The 16,488-nt window shown below is 67.1% G+C and carries 19 protein-coding genes; 15 read left to right on the top strand and 4 right to left on the bottom strand.

Annotation, left to right across the window (positions count from 1 at the left end):
- Nucleotides 1-11 precede the first annotated feature (11 nt).
- The 6 genes from VUN84_02845 to VUN84_02870 are packed head-to-tail and all read left to right on the top strand — an operon-like array spanning nt 12 to nt 5,463.
- On the top strand, nt 12-1,319 hold the full coding sequence (locus VUN84_02845) for a FliI/YscN family ATPase (protein ID XAS65741.1): 1,308 nt from the start codon (nt 12-14) through the stop codon (nt 1,317-1,319).
- Entirely contained in the window at nt 1,316-1,750 is a 435-nt protein-coding gene (locus VUN84_02850) for a flagellar FliJ family protein (protein ID XAS64630.1), read from the top strand. Before VUN84_02845 ends, VUN84_02850 begins: the two co-directional genes overlap by 4 nt.
- Nucleotides 1,747-2,433 carry an NlpC/P60 family protein gene (locus VUN84_02855; protein XAS64631.1) on the top strand — a complete coding sequence of 229 codons (687 nt, stop codon included), beginning with the start codon at nt 1,747-1,749 and terminating at the stop codon, nt 2,431-2,433. Before VUN84_02850 ends, VUN84_02855 begins: the two co-directional genes overlap by 4 nt.
- Nucleotides 2,434-2,441: 8 nt before the next feature.
- On the top strand, nt 2,442-3,815 hold the full coding sequence (locus VUN84_02860) for a flagellar hook-length control protein FliK (protein ID XAS64632.1): 1,374 nt from the start codon (nt 2,442-2,444) through the stop codon (nt 3,813-3,815).
- A gap of 18 nt (nt 3,816-3,833) precedes the next feature.
- Complete coding sequence (locus VUN84_02865; protein ID XAS64633.1) at nt 3,834-4,268, top strand: flagellar hook capping FlgD N-terminal domain-containing protein; 435 nt, start codon at nt 3,834-3,836, stop codon at nt 4,266-4,268.
- Nucleotides 4,269-4,299: 31 nt separating this feature from the next.
- Nucleotides 4,300-5,463, top strand: coding sequence for a flagellar hook protein FlgE (locus tag VUN84_02870; protein ID XAS64634.1), 1,164 nt, complete (start codon nt 4,300-4,302; stop codon nt 5,461-5,463).
- Here the strand turns inward: VUN84_02870 and VUN84_02875 are convergent.
- The 3 genes from VUN84_02875 to VUN84_02885 form a co-directional block, all read right to left on the bottom strand.
- Nucleotides 5,460-6,326, bottom strand: coding sequence for a class II glutamine amidotransferase (locus tag VUN84_02875; GenBank protein XAS64635.1), 867 nt, complete (start codon nt 6,324-6,326; stop codon nt 5,460-5,462). The two genes, VUN84_02870 and VUN84_02875, sit on opposite strands and share 4 nt — an antisense overlap.
- A gap of 52 nt (nt 6,327-6,378) precedes the next feature.
- Nucleotides 6,379-7,779, bottom strand: a complete 1,401-nt coding sequence (locus VUN84_02880) for a glutamate decarboxylase (GenBank protein ID XAS64636.1) — start codon at nt 7,777-7,779, stop codon at nt 6,379-6,381.
- A gap of 61 nt (nt 7,780-7,840) precedes the next feature.
- Nucleotides 7,841-8,278 (bottom strand): universal stress protein, encoded by a 438-nt coding sequence (locus VUN84_02885; protein ID XAS64637.1) that lies wholly within the window; start codon nt 8,276-8,278, stop codon nt 7,841-7,843.
- Between the two features lie 168 nt (nt 8,279-8,446).
- On the opposite strand from VUN84_02885, the gene VUN84_02890 reads away from it, so the two are divergent.
- A complete protein-coding gene (locus tag VUN84_02890; GenBank protein XAS64638.1) occupies nt 8,447-9,427 on the top strand; it encodes a putative zinc-binding metallopeptidase in 981 nt (326 codons plus the stop codon).
- A gap of 12 nt (nt 9,428-9,439) precedes the next feature.
- On the opposite strand, the gene VUN84_02895 is transcribed toward VUN84_02890, so the two are convergent.
- On the bottom strand, nt 9,440-10,939 hold the full coding sequence (locus VUN84_02895) for a GGDEF domain-containing protein (protein XAS64639.1): 1,500 nt from the start codon (nt 10,937-10,939) through the stop codon (nt 9,440-9,442).
- Nucleotides 10,940-11,157: 218 nt separating this feature from the next.
- On the opposite strand from VUN84_02895, the gene VUN84_02900 reads away from it, so the two are divergent.
- The 8 genes from VUN84_02900 (at nt 11,158) to fliQ (ending at nt 16,487) form a co-directional block, all read left to right on the top strand.
- A complete protein-coding gene (locus VUN84_02900) occupies nt 11,158-11,448 on the top strand; it encodes a flagellar FlbD family protein (GenBank protein XAS64640.1) in 291 nt (96 codons plus the stop codon).
- Between the two features lie 3 nt (nt 11,449-11,451).
- Nucleotides 11,452-12,267: a MotA/TolQ/ExbB proton channel family protein gene (locus tag VUN84_02905; protein XAS64641.1), complete on the top strand. Its 816-nt coding sequence runs from the start codon at nt 11,452-11,454 to the stop codon at nt 12,265-12,267.
- On the top strand, nt 12,264-13,091 hold the full coding sequence (locus tag VUN84_02910) for a flagellar motor protein MotB (protein ID XAS64642.1): 828 nt from the start codon (nt 12,264-12,266) through the stop codon (nt 13,089-13,091). The genes VUN84_02905 and VUN84_02910 overlap by 4 nt, the downstream gene beginning before the upstream one ends.
- Before the next feature lie 93 nt (nt 13,092-13,184).
- Nucleotides 13,185-14,072, top strand: coding sequence for a flagellar motor switch protein FliM (locus VUN84_02915; GenBank protein ID XAS65742.1), 888 nt, complete (start codon nt 13,185-13,187; stop codon nt 14,070-14,072).
- The gene (gene fliN, locus VUN84_02920; GenBank protein XAS64643.1) at nt 14,069-14,806 is read left to right on the top strand and encodes a flagellar motor switch protein FliN; all 738 of its coding nucleotides are present in this window, start codon (nt 14,069-14,071) and stop codon (nt 14,804-14,806) included. The genes VUN84_02915 and fliN overlap by 4 nt, the downstream gene beginning before the upstream one ends.
- Entirely contained in the window at nt 14,807-15,382 is a 576-nt protein-coding gene (fliO, locus tag VUN84_02925) for a flagellar biosynthetic protein FliO (protein ID XAS64644.1), read from the top strand.
- Entirely contained in the window at nt 15,379-16,215 is an 837-nt protein-coding gene (gene fliP, locus VUN84_02930) for a flagellar type III secretion system pore protein FliP (GenBank protein XAS64645.1), read from the top strand. The genes fliO and fliP overlap by 4 nt, the downstream gene beginning before the upstream one ends.
- Nucleotides 16,212-16,487: a flagellar biosynthesis protein FliQ gene (gene fliQ, locus VUN84_02935; protein XAS64646.1), complete on the top strand. Its 276-nt coding sequence runs from the start codon at nt 16,212-16,214 to the stop codon at nt 16,485-16,487. Before fliP ends, fliQ begins: the two co-directional genes overlap by 4 nt.
- The last annotated feature ends 1 nt before the right edge of the window (nt 16,488 follow it).

Raw genomic sequence — 16,488 nt, forward strand, 5'->3', positions numbered from 1 at the left:
GTTGGCGTCCCATGGGCGCGGAGTATCCGGCAGCCCTCCGCGCCGCCGCCCCGCAGCGGGTAGGCGTCGTGACCTCGGTGATGGGCCTGGGCCTGGAAGTGTCCGGACTCGACTGCGCCCTGGGTGACCTGGTCACCGTGGGCTCCCACCCGGGACTGGACGCCGAGGTGGTGGCCGCCCTGGAAAGCTCCGTGCGCTGCATGCCGTTGGGCCGGCTGGCCGGCATCGCGGCGGGCGATCCGGTACGGACCAAGGGCGGCGCCGTGCTGGTCCCCACCGGATCCGGGCTCTTTGGCCGCGTCCTGGACGGTCTCGGCCGGCCGATTGACGGCAAAGGACCGCTCACCAGCGGCCCCCGCGTGCCGATCGACAACGAAGCCCCCAACGCCATGAAACGCGCCCGCATCGACACGGCCCTGCAGACCGGCGTCCGGGTACTGGACACGATGACGACGCTCGGCAAAGGCCAGCGCATGGGACTCTTCGCCGGCTCCGGCGTCGGGAAGTCCTCCCTGCTCTCCATGATTGCCCGCGGCACCGACGCGGAGGTGTCGGTGATTGCCCTCGTGGGGGAGCGCGGCCGCGAAGTCCGTGAGTTCCTTGAAGATGACCTTGGCCCGGCCGGACTGGCGCGCTCGGTGGTTATTGTTGCCACTTCGGACGAACCGGCCCTGATGCGCATGCGTGCAGCGTTCACCGCGACCCGCATCGCCGAATCCTTCCGCGACAAGGGCCAGGACGTGGTCCTGATGATGGACTCCCTCACCCGGGTGGCGATGGCCCAGCGCGAGATCGGGCTCTCCGCCGGCGAGCCGCCCGCCACCCGCGGCTACCCGCCGTCGACGTTCTCCGTCCTCGCACGGCTGCTGGAACGCGCCGGCACCGCCGAAACCGGCTCCGTCACCGGCATCTACACGGTGCTGGTGGATGGCGATGACCACAACGAACCGATTGCCGACGCCGCCCGCTCCATCCTGGACGGGCACGTGGTCCTGGACCGGAAGCTCGCCGTCACCGGGCATTTCCCCTCGGTGGACGTGCTCGGCTCTGTGTCCCGGGTCGCCACCAAAGTCAACGCCCGCCCTCACCTGGAGGCCGCGGCCACCTTGCGCCGCGTCCTCGCCGCCCGGAAAGCCGCACAGGACCTGATCGACGTCGGCGCCTACCAGGCGGGCACCAACCCGCTGGTGGACGCTGCCCTCAACCACGAGCGGGACATCAGCGCTTTCCTGCAGCAGCCGATGGACGAATCCACCGCCCACCCCGAGTCCTGGCAGCGGCTCAACCACCTCACCTCGATCCTGGGAGCAGCATCATGAACCGCCAATTCTCTCTGGCAGGGCTCCTGCGCCTGCGCCAGATGCAGCAGGACCAGGCCGCCACCGGGCTGGCCAGCGCCCGCTCCCGCTCCAGCTCGGTGCGGGCGCGGGAAGCCGCCGCGCGCCGCGACCTGGCCGTGGGCGAGGCGCCGGTCTCCGGTTCGGCCTCCCTGCGGGCTGTTGCCGCCGCCCGCTCCTCGTCGCACAGCATGCTCGCGGACCTCCAGGCTCTCGCCAAAGTGGCGCACACCGAGGAAACCACAGCCCGCGAGGATTTCATCGCCGCCCGCACACGCTCCGTCGGCCTGGAAAAGCTGCAGGCCCGTCACCTCGAGGAAGTCCACACCGCAGACCTGCGGGCCGAGCAGTCCACCCTGGACGAGATCGCTTCCACCCTCTGGCACCGCGAAGAGCAGGAGGCGAAGTCATGAGCATGACCGAGGCAATCGGCCGGATGCAGGGCATCCAGGCGATGATCGCTGAACTGAGCCGGCCCGCCGCAGCCCAAACCAACACCGCCGCCCTCCAGTCGGCGGCCGCAACATCGCTGGCCACCGGGACGGGGACCGGGGACGCGGGGTCCTTCACCGAGGCGCTGACAGCGGCGCTGGGCGGGACCAAGGGCACCGATGCTTCCTCCCTCGCTACCAGCCTGGGCCTGGGCGGCACGACGGCGGTCGGCGCCCTGAAGGGCGTCACCCAGCCGGCCACCGTTCCCGCCACCGTCCCGGCGGCCGGCGCGGCGACGGGCACCGACGTGGTGGCCATGGCTAAGAAATACATCGGCGTTCCTTACGTGTGGGGCGGAACCAATCCGGCCACCGGCATGGACTGCTCCGGCTTCACCCAGCGGGTGTTCAAGGATCTGGGCGTTGAGATTCCCCGCGTGGTGAGCGACCAGATGCGCCAGGGCACACCGGTTGCATCCCTGGCCGAGGCCAAGCCCGGCGACCTGCTGGTGAGTTTCGGCGGCGACCACATTTCGATCTACCTCGGCAACGGCAAGGCCATCGACGCGCCGGTTCCCGGCAAGACGATCCAGATCCGGGACGCCTGGGAGCAGTACTCCAACCTGACCTCCATCCGGCGCATAGTGCCCGCCGGGACGGCATGATGAAAAGCATGGCTCCGGCCTCCACACCGACCGTTGCCGGTCCGGGCCGCGGCGCGGGGCAGAGCACGCGTGCGGCGTCCGCCGGAGGGCACGGGGACGCCGACACCTTCGGCGCGGTGCTGCAAGGTGTACGGCGTGCACCGGAAGCTTCGCCGAGGCCGGCGACGAACGCCCGCGGCGCTGCGGCCGACGCTGCACCCCGGGACGCATCCACCGGCGCATCCACCGGTACGGACGCGACGCAGTCCGGCGAGCGACCAGATCCCGGCGCATCCGCGGCCCGGGATGCGCCTGGATCTGATGCTTCAGCTGCCGGCAGCGCCGCCGCCCTGGCCCCCGCCCCAAATCTCGTGATCGGCATGCCGCCGGCCGCCGGGACCCACCCCACCGCGGAGCCACAGACAGCAGCGCCGGCCGGCGCGCAGATTCCCGGCGTGCGTCCCGGGCCAGCCCCGGCGACGCTGCCTTCGACGGCACTTCCCCTGACCGGGGATGCAGCCACCGCCGCACCGGGCACAGCAGTGGCTGGCCCACTGGCGGCGAGTGCTGCCGTGCCGGTGCCCGGACCGCGGTCGTCCCTGGCGGCGACAGCGGCGACGGTTACGACAGCTTCGACAGTGACGTCACCGACCACACCCTCGACGGCTGCTCCGGCGACGGCACCGCCCGCGGCCGGCGCGGGGAGCGGTCCCACGGACGCCGCGCTCGCCGCCGCCGCGCTCGCAGACGGCGCGGCCACCGCCCCCGACGGATCCACCTCCGTGGCCCCCGCGGTACCGACGCAGACGCCCGCCGCTGATGCGCTTGCCGCCGCCGGGAGCGCAGCGGCCGTTGCAGCGCCAGCCGCCCAGCCGGCGTCGTCAGCTGCTCCCGCACCGCACACCGCGCCCCCACCGCAGCCGCAGACCGGGCCCGCTCTCCAGACCCAGGTGGCGAAGCCGCTTTTCACCCTGGCCGGAGCACCGCAAGGACAGCACATCATGACCTTGCAGGTGAGTCCGGAGGACCTGGGTCCTCTGACGGTCAGGGCTTATATCGATGCCGCGGGCGTCCGGATCGAGCTCTTCGCCCCCGGCGACGCCGGACGCGAGGCCATCCGGGGGATCCTGCCCGAGCTCCGCAAGGAACTTGCCGACGCCGGCTTCGGAGCCAGCCTGGACGTCTCCGGGCAGAACGGCCCCGGAAGTGCGGCCCGCGACGGAACCGGCAGGGACCCTGCGGACCATGGCACGGGACGGGACCCGGGCCCAGACCCGGGTGGCAGCAACGGCCGGGGCGATCAACGGCCCGGCCACCGCTGGGACGCTCTGGCCGATGGTGCCGCCCTGCGCCACACCAGGGCAGTGAACGGCCCCCAAACCACCCTTGACATTCTTGTCTGACACGAAGGAAAGCGACTCATGACGATTCAGCCCATCGCCTGGCAGCCGGTCACGGCCGCGGGGGAGACCACCCAGGCCGCTGCCGTGCGGACACCCGTGCAGGCCATGGATTCGGAGGTGTTCATGTCCCTCCTGGTGGCCCAGCTCAAGAACCAGAACCCCAGCGCCCCCATGGACACCAACCAGATGATGAGCCAGACCATCCAGCTCTCCATGATGGAGAAAATGCAGGAGCTGACCACCAACAGCAAGGAAGGGTTCTCCCTGCAGATGCGCCAGGCCGCAGCGCAGCTGATCGGCCACTCCGTGGACTACACCCTCGCCGACGGCACCACCGGCACAGGCAACGCCAGCTCCGTGTCCTATGCCGGCGCCGTTCCGGCTGTCAAGGTGGGCGACCTGTCCATTCCTCTCGACTCCATCACCGGGCTCACCGCTCCGGCCACCTCCTGACCAGTTCTTCCCCCGTAGAAAGGCAGTTCCCATGCTCCGCTCGCTGTATTCCGGAATCTCCGGCCTTCGCGCCCACCAGACCATGCTGGATGTCACCGGCAACAACATCGCCAACGTCAACACCGCAGGCTTCAAGGCGTCGTCCACCCAGTTCCAGGACACACTGTCGCAGATGACGCAGGGCGCCTCCGGCCCCCAGGCCGAAACCGGCGGCAGCAACCCCGCACAGATTGGCCTTGGCGTCCGGGTTGCCGGCGTCAGCACCAACTTCGCCCAGGGTTCCTCGCAGAGCACCGGCCGCGCCACCGACATGATGATCTCCGGCGACGGGTTCTTCGTCACCAGCAAGGGCGGGCAGCAGCTCTTCACCCGTGCCGGCGCCTTCAGCGCCGACGCCGCCGGCCAGCTCGTCAGCCCGGACGGCGGGATCCTGCAGGGGTGGACCGCCGTCAACGGTGCCGTCAACACCGGCGGACCGGTCGGCGACCTCGCGCTCAACGCGAACAACCTCGTGCCGGCGAAGGCCACGGACGCGGTCACGGTGGACGGAAACCTGCCCAGCGAGGGCGCCACCCTGGAACGCGTCGTCAAGGTCTATGACGCCACCGGGGCCGAGCGTAACCTCAGCCTGACCTTCACCGGTTCGGGTAACAACTGGCGAGTGTCCGGATCGGATGACAACGGCAGCACCGGAACGGCCGCCCTGACCTTCACCGACGGAAAATTGACCGCCGGCGGCCCGCTGGTGGTCGGCGGCATCTCCGTCAACCTTCCCGAGATCTCCTCCTTCGCCCGCGTGGCATCCGTCGCGGTCAGCGGCCAGAACGGTGCCGCTGCCGGCAAACTGGAGTCCTTCACCCTCGGCAACGACGGCTCCCTGATCGGCTCCTTCAGCAACGGCCTCAAGCAGGTCCTCGCCAAGATTGCCCTGGCCAAGTTCACCAACCCGGGCGGCCTGGAGAAGGCCGGCGGCTCGTCGTACGTGGCCACCGCCAATTCCGGCGGCGTGCAGCTCGGCGGCGCAGGCGACGCGGGCCTCGGCAGCCTGTCCGGCGGGTCCCTGGAAATGTCCAACGTGGACCTGTCCCAGGAATTCACCAACCTGATCGTCGCCCAGCGCGGCTTCCAGGCCAACGCCCGCATCATCACCACCTCGGATGAGGTCCTGCAGGAGTTGGGCAACCTCAAGCGCTAGGCCTTTTGGGAGGCCGCGGCGGAGGGCCCAAGATCGGACAGGGTGAGCGGATGGGCCGGGGCCTCCGGGAAGGGGAAGCTGGCCGTCACTGCCAGATCCGGGCCCACGTGCACCAGTTCGCCGGCCTCCAAAGCCCGCCACCGCGGGTCCTGGTCCATCCGTTCGGTGGCGATGAGGACGTGTGAGGAGCCGGCGAGGTCGTCGCTGCGGGCGTGGATACGGTGGCTCCGGGCGTCCAGAGGGGCCGGGCCGGCTGCATCGGCGCGGCCCCTCTCCAAAATGTACAACTCATGGGTCGCCGGGTACCTCACGGCCCACAGCTCCGTCGCTGTCGTGACGATGAGGTTCAGGCTGAGCACGGGCACTTCCCGGGCAATCCACGCGATGGCCCGGGCGAGGCCTTCCCCAGCATCACCGTCCGCCCTCCGGCTCTCTGCGGTGATCAACGCAAACAGCCGCTCGCTGTCCGTCTGGCCGTGGACGAGGCCGGTGGCACCGAGCCCGGCCAGATGGTGATCGAGTCGCCCGAGACCACCGAAAGCGCCGTTGTGCGCAAACAGCCGTCCGTCCTGTTCGAAGGGGTGGGTGTTCACCATCGTGTGCGCTCCCGTGCTGGCGTAACGGACGTGGGCCAGGAACGTTGTGCTCTTGAGATCCCGGGCCTCGCGGGCGAAGGCATGGTCCTCCCAGGCGGCCAGGGGTTGCTTCGCCACGTGGGCTGCGCCGTCCGCGTCGAAGGTACCGATGCCGGCCCCGTCGGGCTCCCTCCGGCTCTGGACCGAAAGGCTGTCGGGGGCATCAAGGAGCCAAAACGTCGCCCGGACCGGGCGGGCGCCGGCGTGCAGGCCAAAGAGTCGGCACATGGCTTTCCTTCCGTTGGACCCTGCCTAGTGGAGCCCGGCTAGTGGACCCTGCCTAGTGGTGGAAGGCCTGGGTTTGCCCACCGGGTGGCATGGGCGCCGTCAACCCGTCCAGGTACGCGACTTCCTTTGTGAGGTCGGACAGGAAGCTGGATGCGAGGTCGCGGGTGAAGCCGTTGCGCACCACAATCCTTTGTACCGTGACCTCGCCCAGACCGTCCGGCAGGGGGTAGGCAGGGACGAGCCACCCGTTCATCCGGAGCCGCTCAGAGAGGTGGTGAAGATTCCAGTTTCCGGTGTGGCCGTCAGTGAGCTGCCAGGCAAAGACCGGGATATCAGATCCGTCACTCCACAACGTGAAGGCGTCCATCGCCCCAATCTCAGCGGACAGATACAGCGCCACGTCCCGGGAGGTGGCCTGCACCGACTCATAGCCGGCAAAGCCGAGCCGGAGCAAAAGGTAGTACTGCAACAACACCTGCGCGCCCGGCCGTGAAAAGTTCAGCGCGAACGTGGGCATGTCCCCGCCGAGGTAGCTGACATGGAAGATCAGGTCATCCGGAAGCGACTGTTCGTCCCGCCAGACAACCCAGCCGAGACCGGGATACACCAGACCGTATTTGTGGCCGGACGTGTTGATCGAGGCGACCCGGGGGAGGCGGAAGTCCCAGACAGTTTCCGGCTGCAGGAACGGGGCGATCATGGCTCCGGAGGCCCCGTCGACGTGGATCGGGACATCCAGGCCGCGGCGTGCCTGGATGTCATCCAAAGCCGCCGATATCTTCTCGACCGGTTCGTAGACGCCGGTGTACGTCACGCCCATGATGGCCACAACGCCGATCGTGTTCTCGTCCACGTACTGGTCCAGGTCATGGCCATCGAGCATCCGGTGTTCCTTGGACACCGGAACAAACCGGGGCTCAACATCCCAGTAGTTGCAGAATTTCTCCCAGCACACCTGCACGGCCGAGCTGAGAACGAGGTTGGGCTTATCCGCCGCCAGGCCAGCAGCGCGTCTGGCGTGCTGCCATCGGCGCTTCAGTGCCAGCCCGCCGAGCATGCATGCTTCCGAGGAACCCGTGGTGGAGGTGCCGATGGTCTTCGCCGGGTCGGGTGCGTTCCACAGATCTGCGAGCATTCGCCAGCACCGGGTCTCCATCAAAGCCGTTTGCGGGTATTCGTCCTTGTCGATCATGTTCTTGTCGAACGTTTCGGCGTAAAGCTTCGAGGCTTCCGGTTCCATCCACGTTCCCACGAACGTCGCCAGGTTCAGCCGCGAGTTCCCGTCCAGCATGGCCTCATCGTGAACCACCTGATACGCCGTCGAGGGCAGGGACTCCCCGTGCGGCATCGTGAAGCGTGGATACATGGTGGATTCCCCCGGCCGGCTGAACAAGGGGTTCAGCTCGACGGCGGAGTCCGGGTCATGAGCCGACGTCCGGTGTGACCTGCTCATTTTTGCTCCTTCGCATCGAGGGACCGCCTCGGACCTCCAGCCGGTGGTTATCCGAAGTCTCTCACTCAGGTGCCCGGTCGCGGATCACCAGGACAGGACAATGTGCGTGGTGGACCGTCTGGGTGGACACCGAACCGAGCATCATGCCGGCGAATCCGCCGTGGCCGCGCGAGCCGACAGCGACGAGCTCGGCGTCCCGGGAGGCGTCCACGAGTGCTGTGGCGGCGTTGCCCTGCACTACGCGCCCGGTGATCTGCACACGCTGGTCCCTGACCCGTGCCAGTTCCGCCTCAAGGATGGTCTGGGCGTCGGTCTGGAAGAGCTCGTAGTCCCACGCCTGGCCCAGGGCATCGCTGATGTACGGGAAGTTCCAGGACGTCAGGGCCATCACCTCGCCGTTGCGCAACCTGGCTTCTTCCACTGCCCAGTCCAAGGCGGCCCGGGATTGCGGCGAACCGTCCACCCCCACCACGATCCTGAAGCTCCCGCTGCCGGTCATGTGTCCTCCGCTCCGTGTGAACCCGTCCGGGCACTGCGCTGATAATCCATGGTGGCAGTCCGGAAATTTCGGCGGGGAGTGCCATTAGGCACTGTGTCCGGCTTCCTCCCACACCTGCCTGCCGCCCACCCCGGCCCACCGACCGCGCATCGTGGGTACGATCGTGGGGTGAAAAAACAATCCTGCGCTGACTGTGGCTCGGCCGTCTTTTTCGAAAACTCAGTGTGCCTGAGCTGCGGAACCAACCTCGGGTACTTGCGGGACCGGCGGTCCATCGTCGCTGTGGACACGGACGGGAAGCACCGCGACGCCGCGGGCGATCTCTGGTACATCTGTGCAAATTTGCCGCTCTCAGGCTGCAGTTGGCTTGCCCCGCAGGAGGGCGGCCAATGCTTCAGCTGTGGTCTCACGCGGACCCGTCCCAACGACCGCGACGCCAAGGGCCTTTCGCAGTTCATCGTCGCTGAGCGGGCCAAACGCCAACTGATCGCCGAGCTGGACGCGCTGGACCTGCCCATCACCACCCGCGCGGAAGACCCCAGGAACGGCCTCGCCTTTGACCTGCTGTCCAGCGTCAACGAGAACGTGGTCATTGGCCACGCCGACGGCGTCATCACGATCGACCTCGCTGAAAGCGATGACTCCTACCGCGAACGGATGCGCGCCCAGCTCGATGAGCCGTACCGGACGATGCTAGGCCATTTCCGTCACGAAGTTGGCCACTATTTCCAGGAGGTGCTCGTTTTCGGCAATGAGGGGAAAACCCGGACCGCACGGGATCTTTTCGGCGATGACACCAAGGACTACCGGGCAGAAATAGATCGCCACTACGCCGAAGGGGCCCCGGCGGACTGGCAAGAGCGGTTCATCTCCCGGTATGCGACCATGCATCCCTACGAGGACTTCGCCGAGTCGTTCGCCCATTACCTGCACATCAACGACACCATCGACACCGCACGGGAATTTGGGCTGATACCGAAAGGTTCCGGGACCCTGCCGTTCCGCACCCTCGTGGAAACGCAATGGCTTCCGCTTTCCATCGCGCTGAATCAGATCAACCGGAGCATGGGGCGGGAAGATCTGTACCCGTTTGTCCTCTCCGCCCCGGTGCTTCAGAAGCTGGAGTTCGTTCATGGGCTCCGCGCCTGAGGACCGGCCGGGTCAGCGGTCCACCGGGTCGGACACCGTCTGCCGCAGTTCGTCCCAAAAGGCGGTCGCGTCGGCGGGGCGGGGGACGTTAAGGACTTCCTGCTGCGTCAGCGAGTCGGTCCACTGCTGAACCAGCTCATGGTGGAAGACGAACTCCTGAAGGGCCGTGCGCTCCGGAAGAAGCATCCCGGCCGGTTCCGGCCCCGCCGGTAACTGGTCGATTGCTGCCAGCATGGACTCCAGTGTTCGCCGCGCGGTCTCCGGCCCGCGGGTTTGCTGCGGCAAACGGCCAAGGCCTTTGGCAGCAGCGATCTCCTGGCGCAAAGTCCGCGTGTAAGCAGCCCACGCCCTTGCCTGATCCGGCTGAACAGGCAAGGTGCTGTCAGTATCGGTGGGCCGGAACTGATCGTGGATAACGAACCGGCCCCGGCCGGCGCGCTTTGCCGCGTACATTGCCTGGTCCGCCCACTCCAGCAGATTGTCGATGTTCTCGGACTCGGACTCGGCCTCGGATCCGGCCGCGATCCCGCACCGGACCGCGACTCCCACGCTCGCGGTCATGTGCAGTACTTTCCCCGCCACTTCGACGGGTTCCGCGACGGCGTCCATGATGCGCCGGGCCATACCTGCTGCCATATCGGCGCCCGAGCCCGGCAGCAGGAGGGTGAACTCGTCGCCTCCGGTCCGCGCGGCCGTATCACCGCTGCGGGTGCAGGACTGGATTCGACGTGCCAGTTCGAGCAGCAGGGCGTCGCCGGCCGCGTGCCCGTAAGAGTCGTTCACGGGTTTGAAACCGTCAATGTCCAAGGACAGCACCAACAGCGGCTCCCCGTGCTGCACACCCGCTGCGAAGGCCGCGCGGAGCCTCTCCTGCAGCAACGTTCGATTGGCCAGCCCGGTCAGCGGATCGTGCAGGGCCTGGCTTGCGAGCCGGTTCAACAGCATTTCTTCTTCCGCCCGGGCGCGTTCGTGGATGGTCCAGTGGACAATACTGGTGGCGCAAATGGCGAGGAAGAGGAGGGTGTGGATGATGGCCCACATCAGTGGGTCGGCCAGCGCCGCGGGATGGTTATAGATGTGCTGGGGTGCCAATAAACCAAGGACCCAGTGGTGGGAGAACACCACCAGGGCTGCGGCCGCCAGCGGGGTCCAGTCCTCGTAGAGGGCCACAATCGGCACCATGATGAAAAACAGGAAGTGCGCTTCGATGGTGCCGGACGTGTGCACCACCATGACCGCGGTGATCATCAGAGCCACCGCGGTGAGGGAAGCCCGAAGCCTGCGGCCACACGGGGCCTTGAGGGCAGCCGCGGACAGCAGGGCCGGCGCGGCTCCTTCCAGGAGTGCAGGCCCCGGGTCAGTGCCCTGGGAGACAGCGAAAACGGTGACGGCCAGGGATAAGACCAGAGCAAACCCCACGATCATCCGGTGCCGGAAGACCCACGCACGCTCGGGAAGCTTTGAGCCGTGGGGAACGAAGCTGCCGATCGCACGAAGCCATTGCGGTGCCACGGAGATGCTCCCAAATTTCGGTTGGATGAGGTGTGCTGGATCGGCTGCCCAGGCTTAGTGCCGACAGCCTACTGTAGCTATTCCGGCGCGATGTGATGCATGTTACGCGTGCGCGCCGCGTTTGAATGTGGCGCAACGCTCTGGCGCCTAACGGATGGGGTTCGGTTGCCGACAGTAGGTACAGGAACACCGCCCCTAAAACAAAGCAGAATCGGCCCATGATCGTTGTCACTCGCCTGAACGGAACGCGTTTCGCGGTTAACCCGGATTTGATCGAGCGTATCCACGAGAGCCCGGACACCCATCTGGTGACCCTCGACGGCGCCACCTACGTGGTGCTCGAAAGCCTCGCCGACGTGGTCGAACTCATCGCCGACTACCGGGCTTACGTCCTGAGCAAGGCACGGGACTTCCCTGCGGTGACCGGATACCCGTTGAGCCTTGTCCCGTCGCCGGAGTCCACAGTGGACGCCGGCAGCCGCCCAACACCTGAGCCACCAAGGAAGTAATCCATGGATCCCGCAACAGTCATCGGACTGCTTCTCGCTTTTGGTTCCCTCATCGTCATGGTCCTCCTCGAGGGCGGCAGCCTCAGCTCACTGGTCCTCCCGGCTCCCATGATCCTGGTCTTCGGGGCCACTCTGGCCATCGGACTGGCAGGAAACACCCTTAAGGACGTTATCCAGGCCTTCAAGTCCGTGCCGGGAATGTTCATCGGGAAGACGTCGAAGCCGCAGGACAGCATCGACCAGATGGTGCGGTTCGCCGAAAAGGCGCGCAGCGAGGGTCTGCTCTCCCTTGAGGAAGAGGCCGCCGGAGTCGACGATCCATTTCTGGCCCGGGCGCTGCAGAACATCGCCGACGGTACCGACGCCGAGGACCTCCGGATGCAGATGGAGGATGAAATTGATACGAAGTCCCGCAGCGACCACGCCTCGTCGAAGTTCTTCGCATCCCTCGGCGGCTATGCCCCCACCGTCGGCATTGTCGGAACCGTGGTTTCCCTGACCCACGTCCTGGAAAACCTGTCCCAGCCCGACGAGTTGGGCCACATGATCGCCGCGGCGTTCGTCGCGACCCTCTGGGGCCTGCTGTCCGCCAACTTTATTTGGCTTCCGTTTAGTTCCCGCCTGGCCCGGTTGTCTGAACTGGACATTGAACGCCGGACCCTGCTGATGGAAGGCATGCTTGCCGTGCAGTCCGGGGCCCAGCCGCTGCTGCTCGCCGAAAGGCTCCGCTCCATGGTGCCCGAGCATCAGCTCAAGAGTTCCGGAAGCGGCCGCAAGGCGGCCGCCGGTGATGCCGGAACGATGGACTCTGCCGCGTGAGCGGCCGCCGGCGCCCCCGCAAGAAACCAGAAGAGCACCACGTCGACGAACGCTGGATGGCGTCCTACATGGACATGGTCACGGTGCTGATGTGCTTGTTCATCGTCCTCTATGCCATGTCCACGGTGGACGCGAACAAGTTTGAGAAGCTGCGTAATTCCCTCGCCACCGGCTTCGGGACGGTCGCAAGCGACACAGTGGATACCGCAGAAGGCACCGTGGTGCCGCCGGAAGCTGTGGACAAGAACCTTGAGGCCTTCGCAGCGGTCGAAGCCGCGGCGTCGCCGGCAGCACCCGAGGCCCTTGACGCGGCCATGAAGGAGGTGGACCGGCTCCGTGCCCTGGAGGCACAAATGAAAGCCGGCCTGGCTGATGCCGGGTTAAGCGAGAACGTCGAATTCCAGATTGACCAGCGCGGACTAACGGTCAAGTTGGTCGGTTCGCAGACGTTCTTCGCGCCGGACCGGCCGGAGCTTACCGACCGGGCGGCGCAGGTCCTGCGGATCATCTCTCCGATCATTGGCCCGGCGTCCCTGGAGGTCATGGTCGAGGGTCACGCCGCCAATGGCATCACCGCCTACCCGTCCACCTGGGAGTTGTCCTCCGCCCGCGCCGTCAACGTCCTGCGCTTCATGGTGGACCGCGGCGGCATCGCTCCGGCGTCCATCGGCGCCGTCGCCTTCGGGTCCGCACGGCAGGTCAACGACGATTCCACACCGGAACTCATGGAACTCAACCGCAGGGTGGACATCGTGATCATTTCGGACCAGCCCGACGTCGTCCGTGCCCTGATTCCGGAAGTGCTGAAGCAGACCCGGAAATAGGCCGGAACTGCCTCGCGTTTTGCCAGGATTATTGCCGGTGGCGGATTGCTTACGAACGCGGAGCCCGTGCCGATAGTGGCAACCGTGAGTGTTATGGAAGAGCAGGAAGCGGCGCGGGAGCGGACGGTCAGCGTCTACGACTTCCGGCGTCCCGCGACGCTTGCCCGGGAACACAGCAGGGTCCTGGAACTGGCGTTTGAAACGTACGCCCGCCAGTGGGGAACCCAGCTGACCGCCAAGGTCCGCGTGAAATCCGTGGTGCGGCTCGAAGACGTCAGCATGCTCAGCTACGACGAGTACGCCGCCTCCCTGCCGGCGGTCACGGCCATGGTGCTTTGCACCGTCGAGGGAAACGATTCCCGGCTCGTGGTCCAGTTCCCCGCCCCCGCCGCGCTCGGCTGGGTGAACCGCATGCTCGGTGCCTCCAACGACGCGCCCATGCCGGACCGCAAATTCACCCAGATCGAACAGGCACTGGTCAAGGGCCTCATGGACGAGGCGCTGGAAGACCTCGGATACTCCCTGGGCCCGCTGCTGAGCGAAACCGTCCGGGTCGACACCATCCAGTACAACTCCCAGTTCGCCCAGGCCGCAGCGCCGAGTGAACTGATGATCGTCGCGGCGTTCACCATCACCGTCGGTGACATGAGCGCCCCCGCCACCCTGGGTGTCCCGGCGGCACTCCTGCTCGGCCGGCTCAAGAAGGTCAACCCCACGGACAACCGGGGAGACGCCGCAGCGCGGGTCAGCGCCCAGCTGGAACGGGTACCGGTGGAACTGTCGGTCCGGCTCTCGACGTCGTTTGTCACCCCCAGCCAGGTGCTGGGCCTCGCCGTGGGAGACGTCCTGACCCTCCCGCACCTGGAAAACCGACCGTTTGATCTAACCCTGGACGGCACCCGGCTCGCCACCGCCGCTCCGGCCCGGAACGGGTCCCGCGCCGCCGCTGTCATTGTCACAATCGAGGAGAACCACCGATGAGCATCACCCTGACCAGGCACCAATCGTCGGCGGAACGGCTCGTTGAAGAACTGCCGAGCCCTGTGGCGCTCAAAGTGCTGGCCCTCGTGCCGGCCCGCGCCGCCGCCCCCCACGCCCGCCAGGCCGTCACCGCCACCTTTGTTGGCTCCGTCACCGCCGATCTCGCGCTTATGTTGAGCGACCGCACTTTCCTCGACGAAGCGGCCGGCGGCATGGCAGGAGCCCAGCCCGGCGTCGTCTCCGTCACCGATGTGCTGCGCCCCGCGATGGAAAGCGCCAGCTCGGTGTTCGGCGCCGGGGTACTGAGCGACCTGCGCGAGTCCGACGCCTCCGGGCTGCTCTCCGACCCCGACACCGCAGTGTTCGAACTCTCCGATGGCGTGAACGCCGCCGCCTGGTTCGCCGTCCGCCTCCGCGAACACAGCACCGGCCAGGACCGTGCCGGTGACTTGTTCGCCGCCGCCGCCGGCGGCGACGCCGTCGCCGGCCGCCTCGGCCGGATCAACAACATCGAAATGGCCTTGACCGTGGAAATCGGCCGCACGCGGATGTCCGTGCGGGACGTGCTCTCGCTTGAACCCGGCAAGATCATCGAACTCGACCGCTCCGCCGGTGCCCCGGCGGACGTCCTGCTGAACGGGCGGCTGATTGCCCACGGCGAAGTGGTGGTCCTGGACCAGGACTACGCCGTCCGGATCACCCGCATCCTCGACGTCGCTGAGGGGCTCAGCTGAATGGACGCACTGATCCTCGGGCTGCGGGTATTCGTGGCCCTGGGCGCGGTGCTGGGCCTCATGTGGCTTTTGCAACGACGGCTCGTCAAGGGCACCGGACGGCGCCGGACCGACAGTGCCCTGAAAATCGTCAGCCGGCAGAGCATCGGCCAGAAGGCCTCCGTAGTGGTTGTCGATGCCAGCGGGCAGCGCTTCCTCCTGGGCGTCACCGATCACGCCGTCAACGTCCTGCACACCGGCGACATTCCGGCTGAGGCCGTGAAGGAGGCCCCGCCCGAAAGCCGCCGGGCCGCCGGGGAATTCGCCCGGGTCCTCGCCGGTTTCAACCCGCTGCCGGGCCGCGACCCCGGCGTCGCAGAGATGGCCGCGGACCGGGTGGACGAGGTGGCGGCCGCCCCCGCGGACACCCCGCTGCCGCGCCGCAGTACCCGGCACCGGGTCTCCCACGCCCGCGGGCCGGCCCCCCGCGCAAAAACCTCCGGCGCGGCCGGCCACGCGCCCCTGCACGGGTCCATCCTTGCCGGCTCCACGTGGAAGCAGGCTGCTGCCGCTCTCAGGAGCGGACGCCGCAATTGATCCGCTCCCTCACTTCCAAGCCCGCCAGGGCCCTGGTGTTCGGCCTCGCCGCCGTCCTCATCGCGGGACTGCTGCTGTGGCTCAGCGCCTCGGCCGGCCAGGCCGCCCCCATCGACCCCACCCCGCCGGTCGCCCCCACGGACCCGGCGAACCCGGGCGATGGCAGCGTCAACATCGAAATCAACGGACTCGACGGCAAACCGTCGACGGCGGTCCTGACTCTGATCGGGATCACCCTGCTGTCGGTGGCTCCGGCGCTGCTCCTGATGATGACGTCCTTCACCAAGATCTTCGTGGTCCTGGCGATGACCCGCAACGCCCTGTCGCTGCCTTCCATCCCGCCGAACCAGGTCCTGGCCGGGCTGGCCCTGTTCCTCTCTATCTTTGTCATGTGGCCGGTCATCAACGAGATGAACACCCTTGGCATCCAGCCCTACCTCAACGGCACCCTGGACTTCAACGGTGCGGTCGACGCCGCCAGCGGGCCGCTGCAGCAATTCATGCTTGCCCACACCCGGGAAGAGGACATCGCGCTGATGTCCCGGGCCGCCGCAGCCGAAAACCCGGCAACCCCCGAGGCCGTGCCGCTGCAGACGCTGATTCCGGCCTTCATGATTTCTGAGCTTCGCGCCGCGTTCATCATCGGCTTCGTCATCTTCATCCCGTTCCTCGTGATCGACCTGGTGGTCTCCGCCGCCCTGATGTCCATGGGCATGATGATGCTCCCGCCGGTGATGATCTCCCTGCCGTTCAAGATCCTGCTGTTCGTCCTCGTGGACGGCTGGGGCCTGATCATCACCTCGCTCATTCAAAGCTATGCGGCCACCGGATGAACGCCAACGCTGTCCTGGACATCTGCCTCCAGGCGATGATTGTCGCCGCCAAGCTCTCCGCCCCCGTCCTGGTCACCGCACTGGTGGTGGGACTGGCCATCGCCCTGCTGCAGTCGATCACCCAGCTGCAGGAAGCCACGCTGTCGTTCGTGCCGAAAGCCGCGGCCGTGGCGATCGCCCTGCTGGTCTGCGGCCACTGGATGATCTCGGAGATGGTGGCGTTCACCAACGACCTCTTCGCCAAGATCCCGTCCCTGCTCGGAGGCCTGTGAG

It is taken from the genome of Micrococcaceae bacterium Sec5.8 (genome assembly GCA_039636775.1).
In the GTDB taxonomy this organism is placed as follows: Bacteria; Actinomycetota; Actinomycetes; order Actinomycetales; family Micrococcaceae; genus Arthrobacter.

What these genes read in the sequence shown, in the direction of transcription:
- VUN84_02860 (XAS64632.1), top strand. Translation starts at nt 2,442, where the DNA reads ATGGCTCCGGCCTCCACACCGACCGTTGCCGGTCCGGGCCGCGGCGCG.
- VUN84_02880 (XAS64636.1), bottom strand. Translation starts at nt 7,779, where the DNA reads ATGAGCAGGTCACACCGGACGTCGGCTCATGACCCGGACTCCGCCGTC.
- VUN84_02865 (XAS64633.1), top strand. Translation starts at nt 3,834, where the DNA reads ATGACGATTCAGCCCATCGCCTGGCAGCCGGTCACGGCCGCGGGGGAG.
- VUN84_02900 (XAS64640.1), top strand. Translation starts at nt 11,158, where the DNA reads ATGATCGTTGTCACTCGCCTGAACGGAACGCGTTTCGCGGTTAACCCG.
- VUN84_02845 (XAS65741.1), top strand. Translation starts at nt 12, where the DNA reads ATGGGCGCGGAGTATCCGGCAGCCCTCCGCGCCGCCGCCCCGCAGCGG.
- VUN84_02870 (XAS64634.1), top strand. Translation starts at nt 4,300, where the DNA reads ATGCTCCGCTCGCTGTATTCCGGAATCTCCGGCCTTCGCGCCCACCAG.
- fliQ (XAS64646.1), top strand. Translation starts at nt 16,212, where the DNA reads ATGAACGCCAACGCTGTCCTGGACATCTGCCTCCAGGCGATGATTGTC.
- VUN84_02875 (XAS64635.1), bottom strand. Translation starts at nt 6,326, where the DNA reads ATGTGCCGACTCTTTGGCCTGCACGCCGGCGCCCGCCCGGTCCGGGCG.
- fliN (XAS64643.1), top strand. Translation starts at nt 14,069, where the DNA reads ATGAGCATCACCCTGACCAGGCACCAATCGTCGGCGGAACGGCTCGTT.
- VUN84_02915 (XAS65742.1), top strand. Translation starts at nt 13,185, where the DNA reads ATGGAAGAGCAGGAAGCGGCGCGGGAGCGGACGGTCAGCGTCTACGAC.
- VUN84_02855 (XAS64631.1), top strand. Translation starts at nt 1,747, where the DNA reads ATGAGCATGACCGAGGCAATCGGCCGGATGCAGGGCATCCAGGCGATG.
- VUN84_02850 (XAS64630.1), top strand. Translation starts at nt 1,316, where the DNA reads ATGAACCGCCAATTCTCTCTGGCAGGGCTCCTGCGCCTGCGCCAGATG.
- fliO (XAS64644.1), top strand. Translation starts at nt 14,807, where the DNA reads ATGGACGCACTGATCCTCGGGCTGCGGGTATTCGTGGCCCTGGGCGCG.
- VUN84_02905 (XAS64641.1), top strand. Translation starts at nt 11,452, where the DNA reads ATGGATCCCGCAACAGTCATCGGACTGCTTCTCGCTTTTGGTTCCCTC.
- VUN84_02885 (XAS64637.1), bottom strand. Translation starts at nt 8,278, where the DNA reads ATGACCGGCAGCGGGAGCTTCAGGATCGTGGTGGGGGTGGACGGTTCG.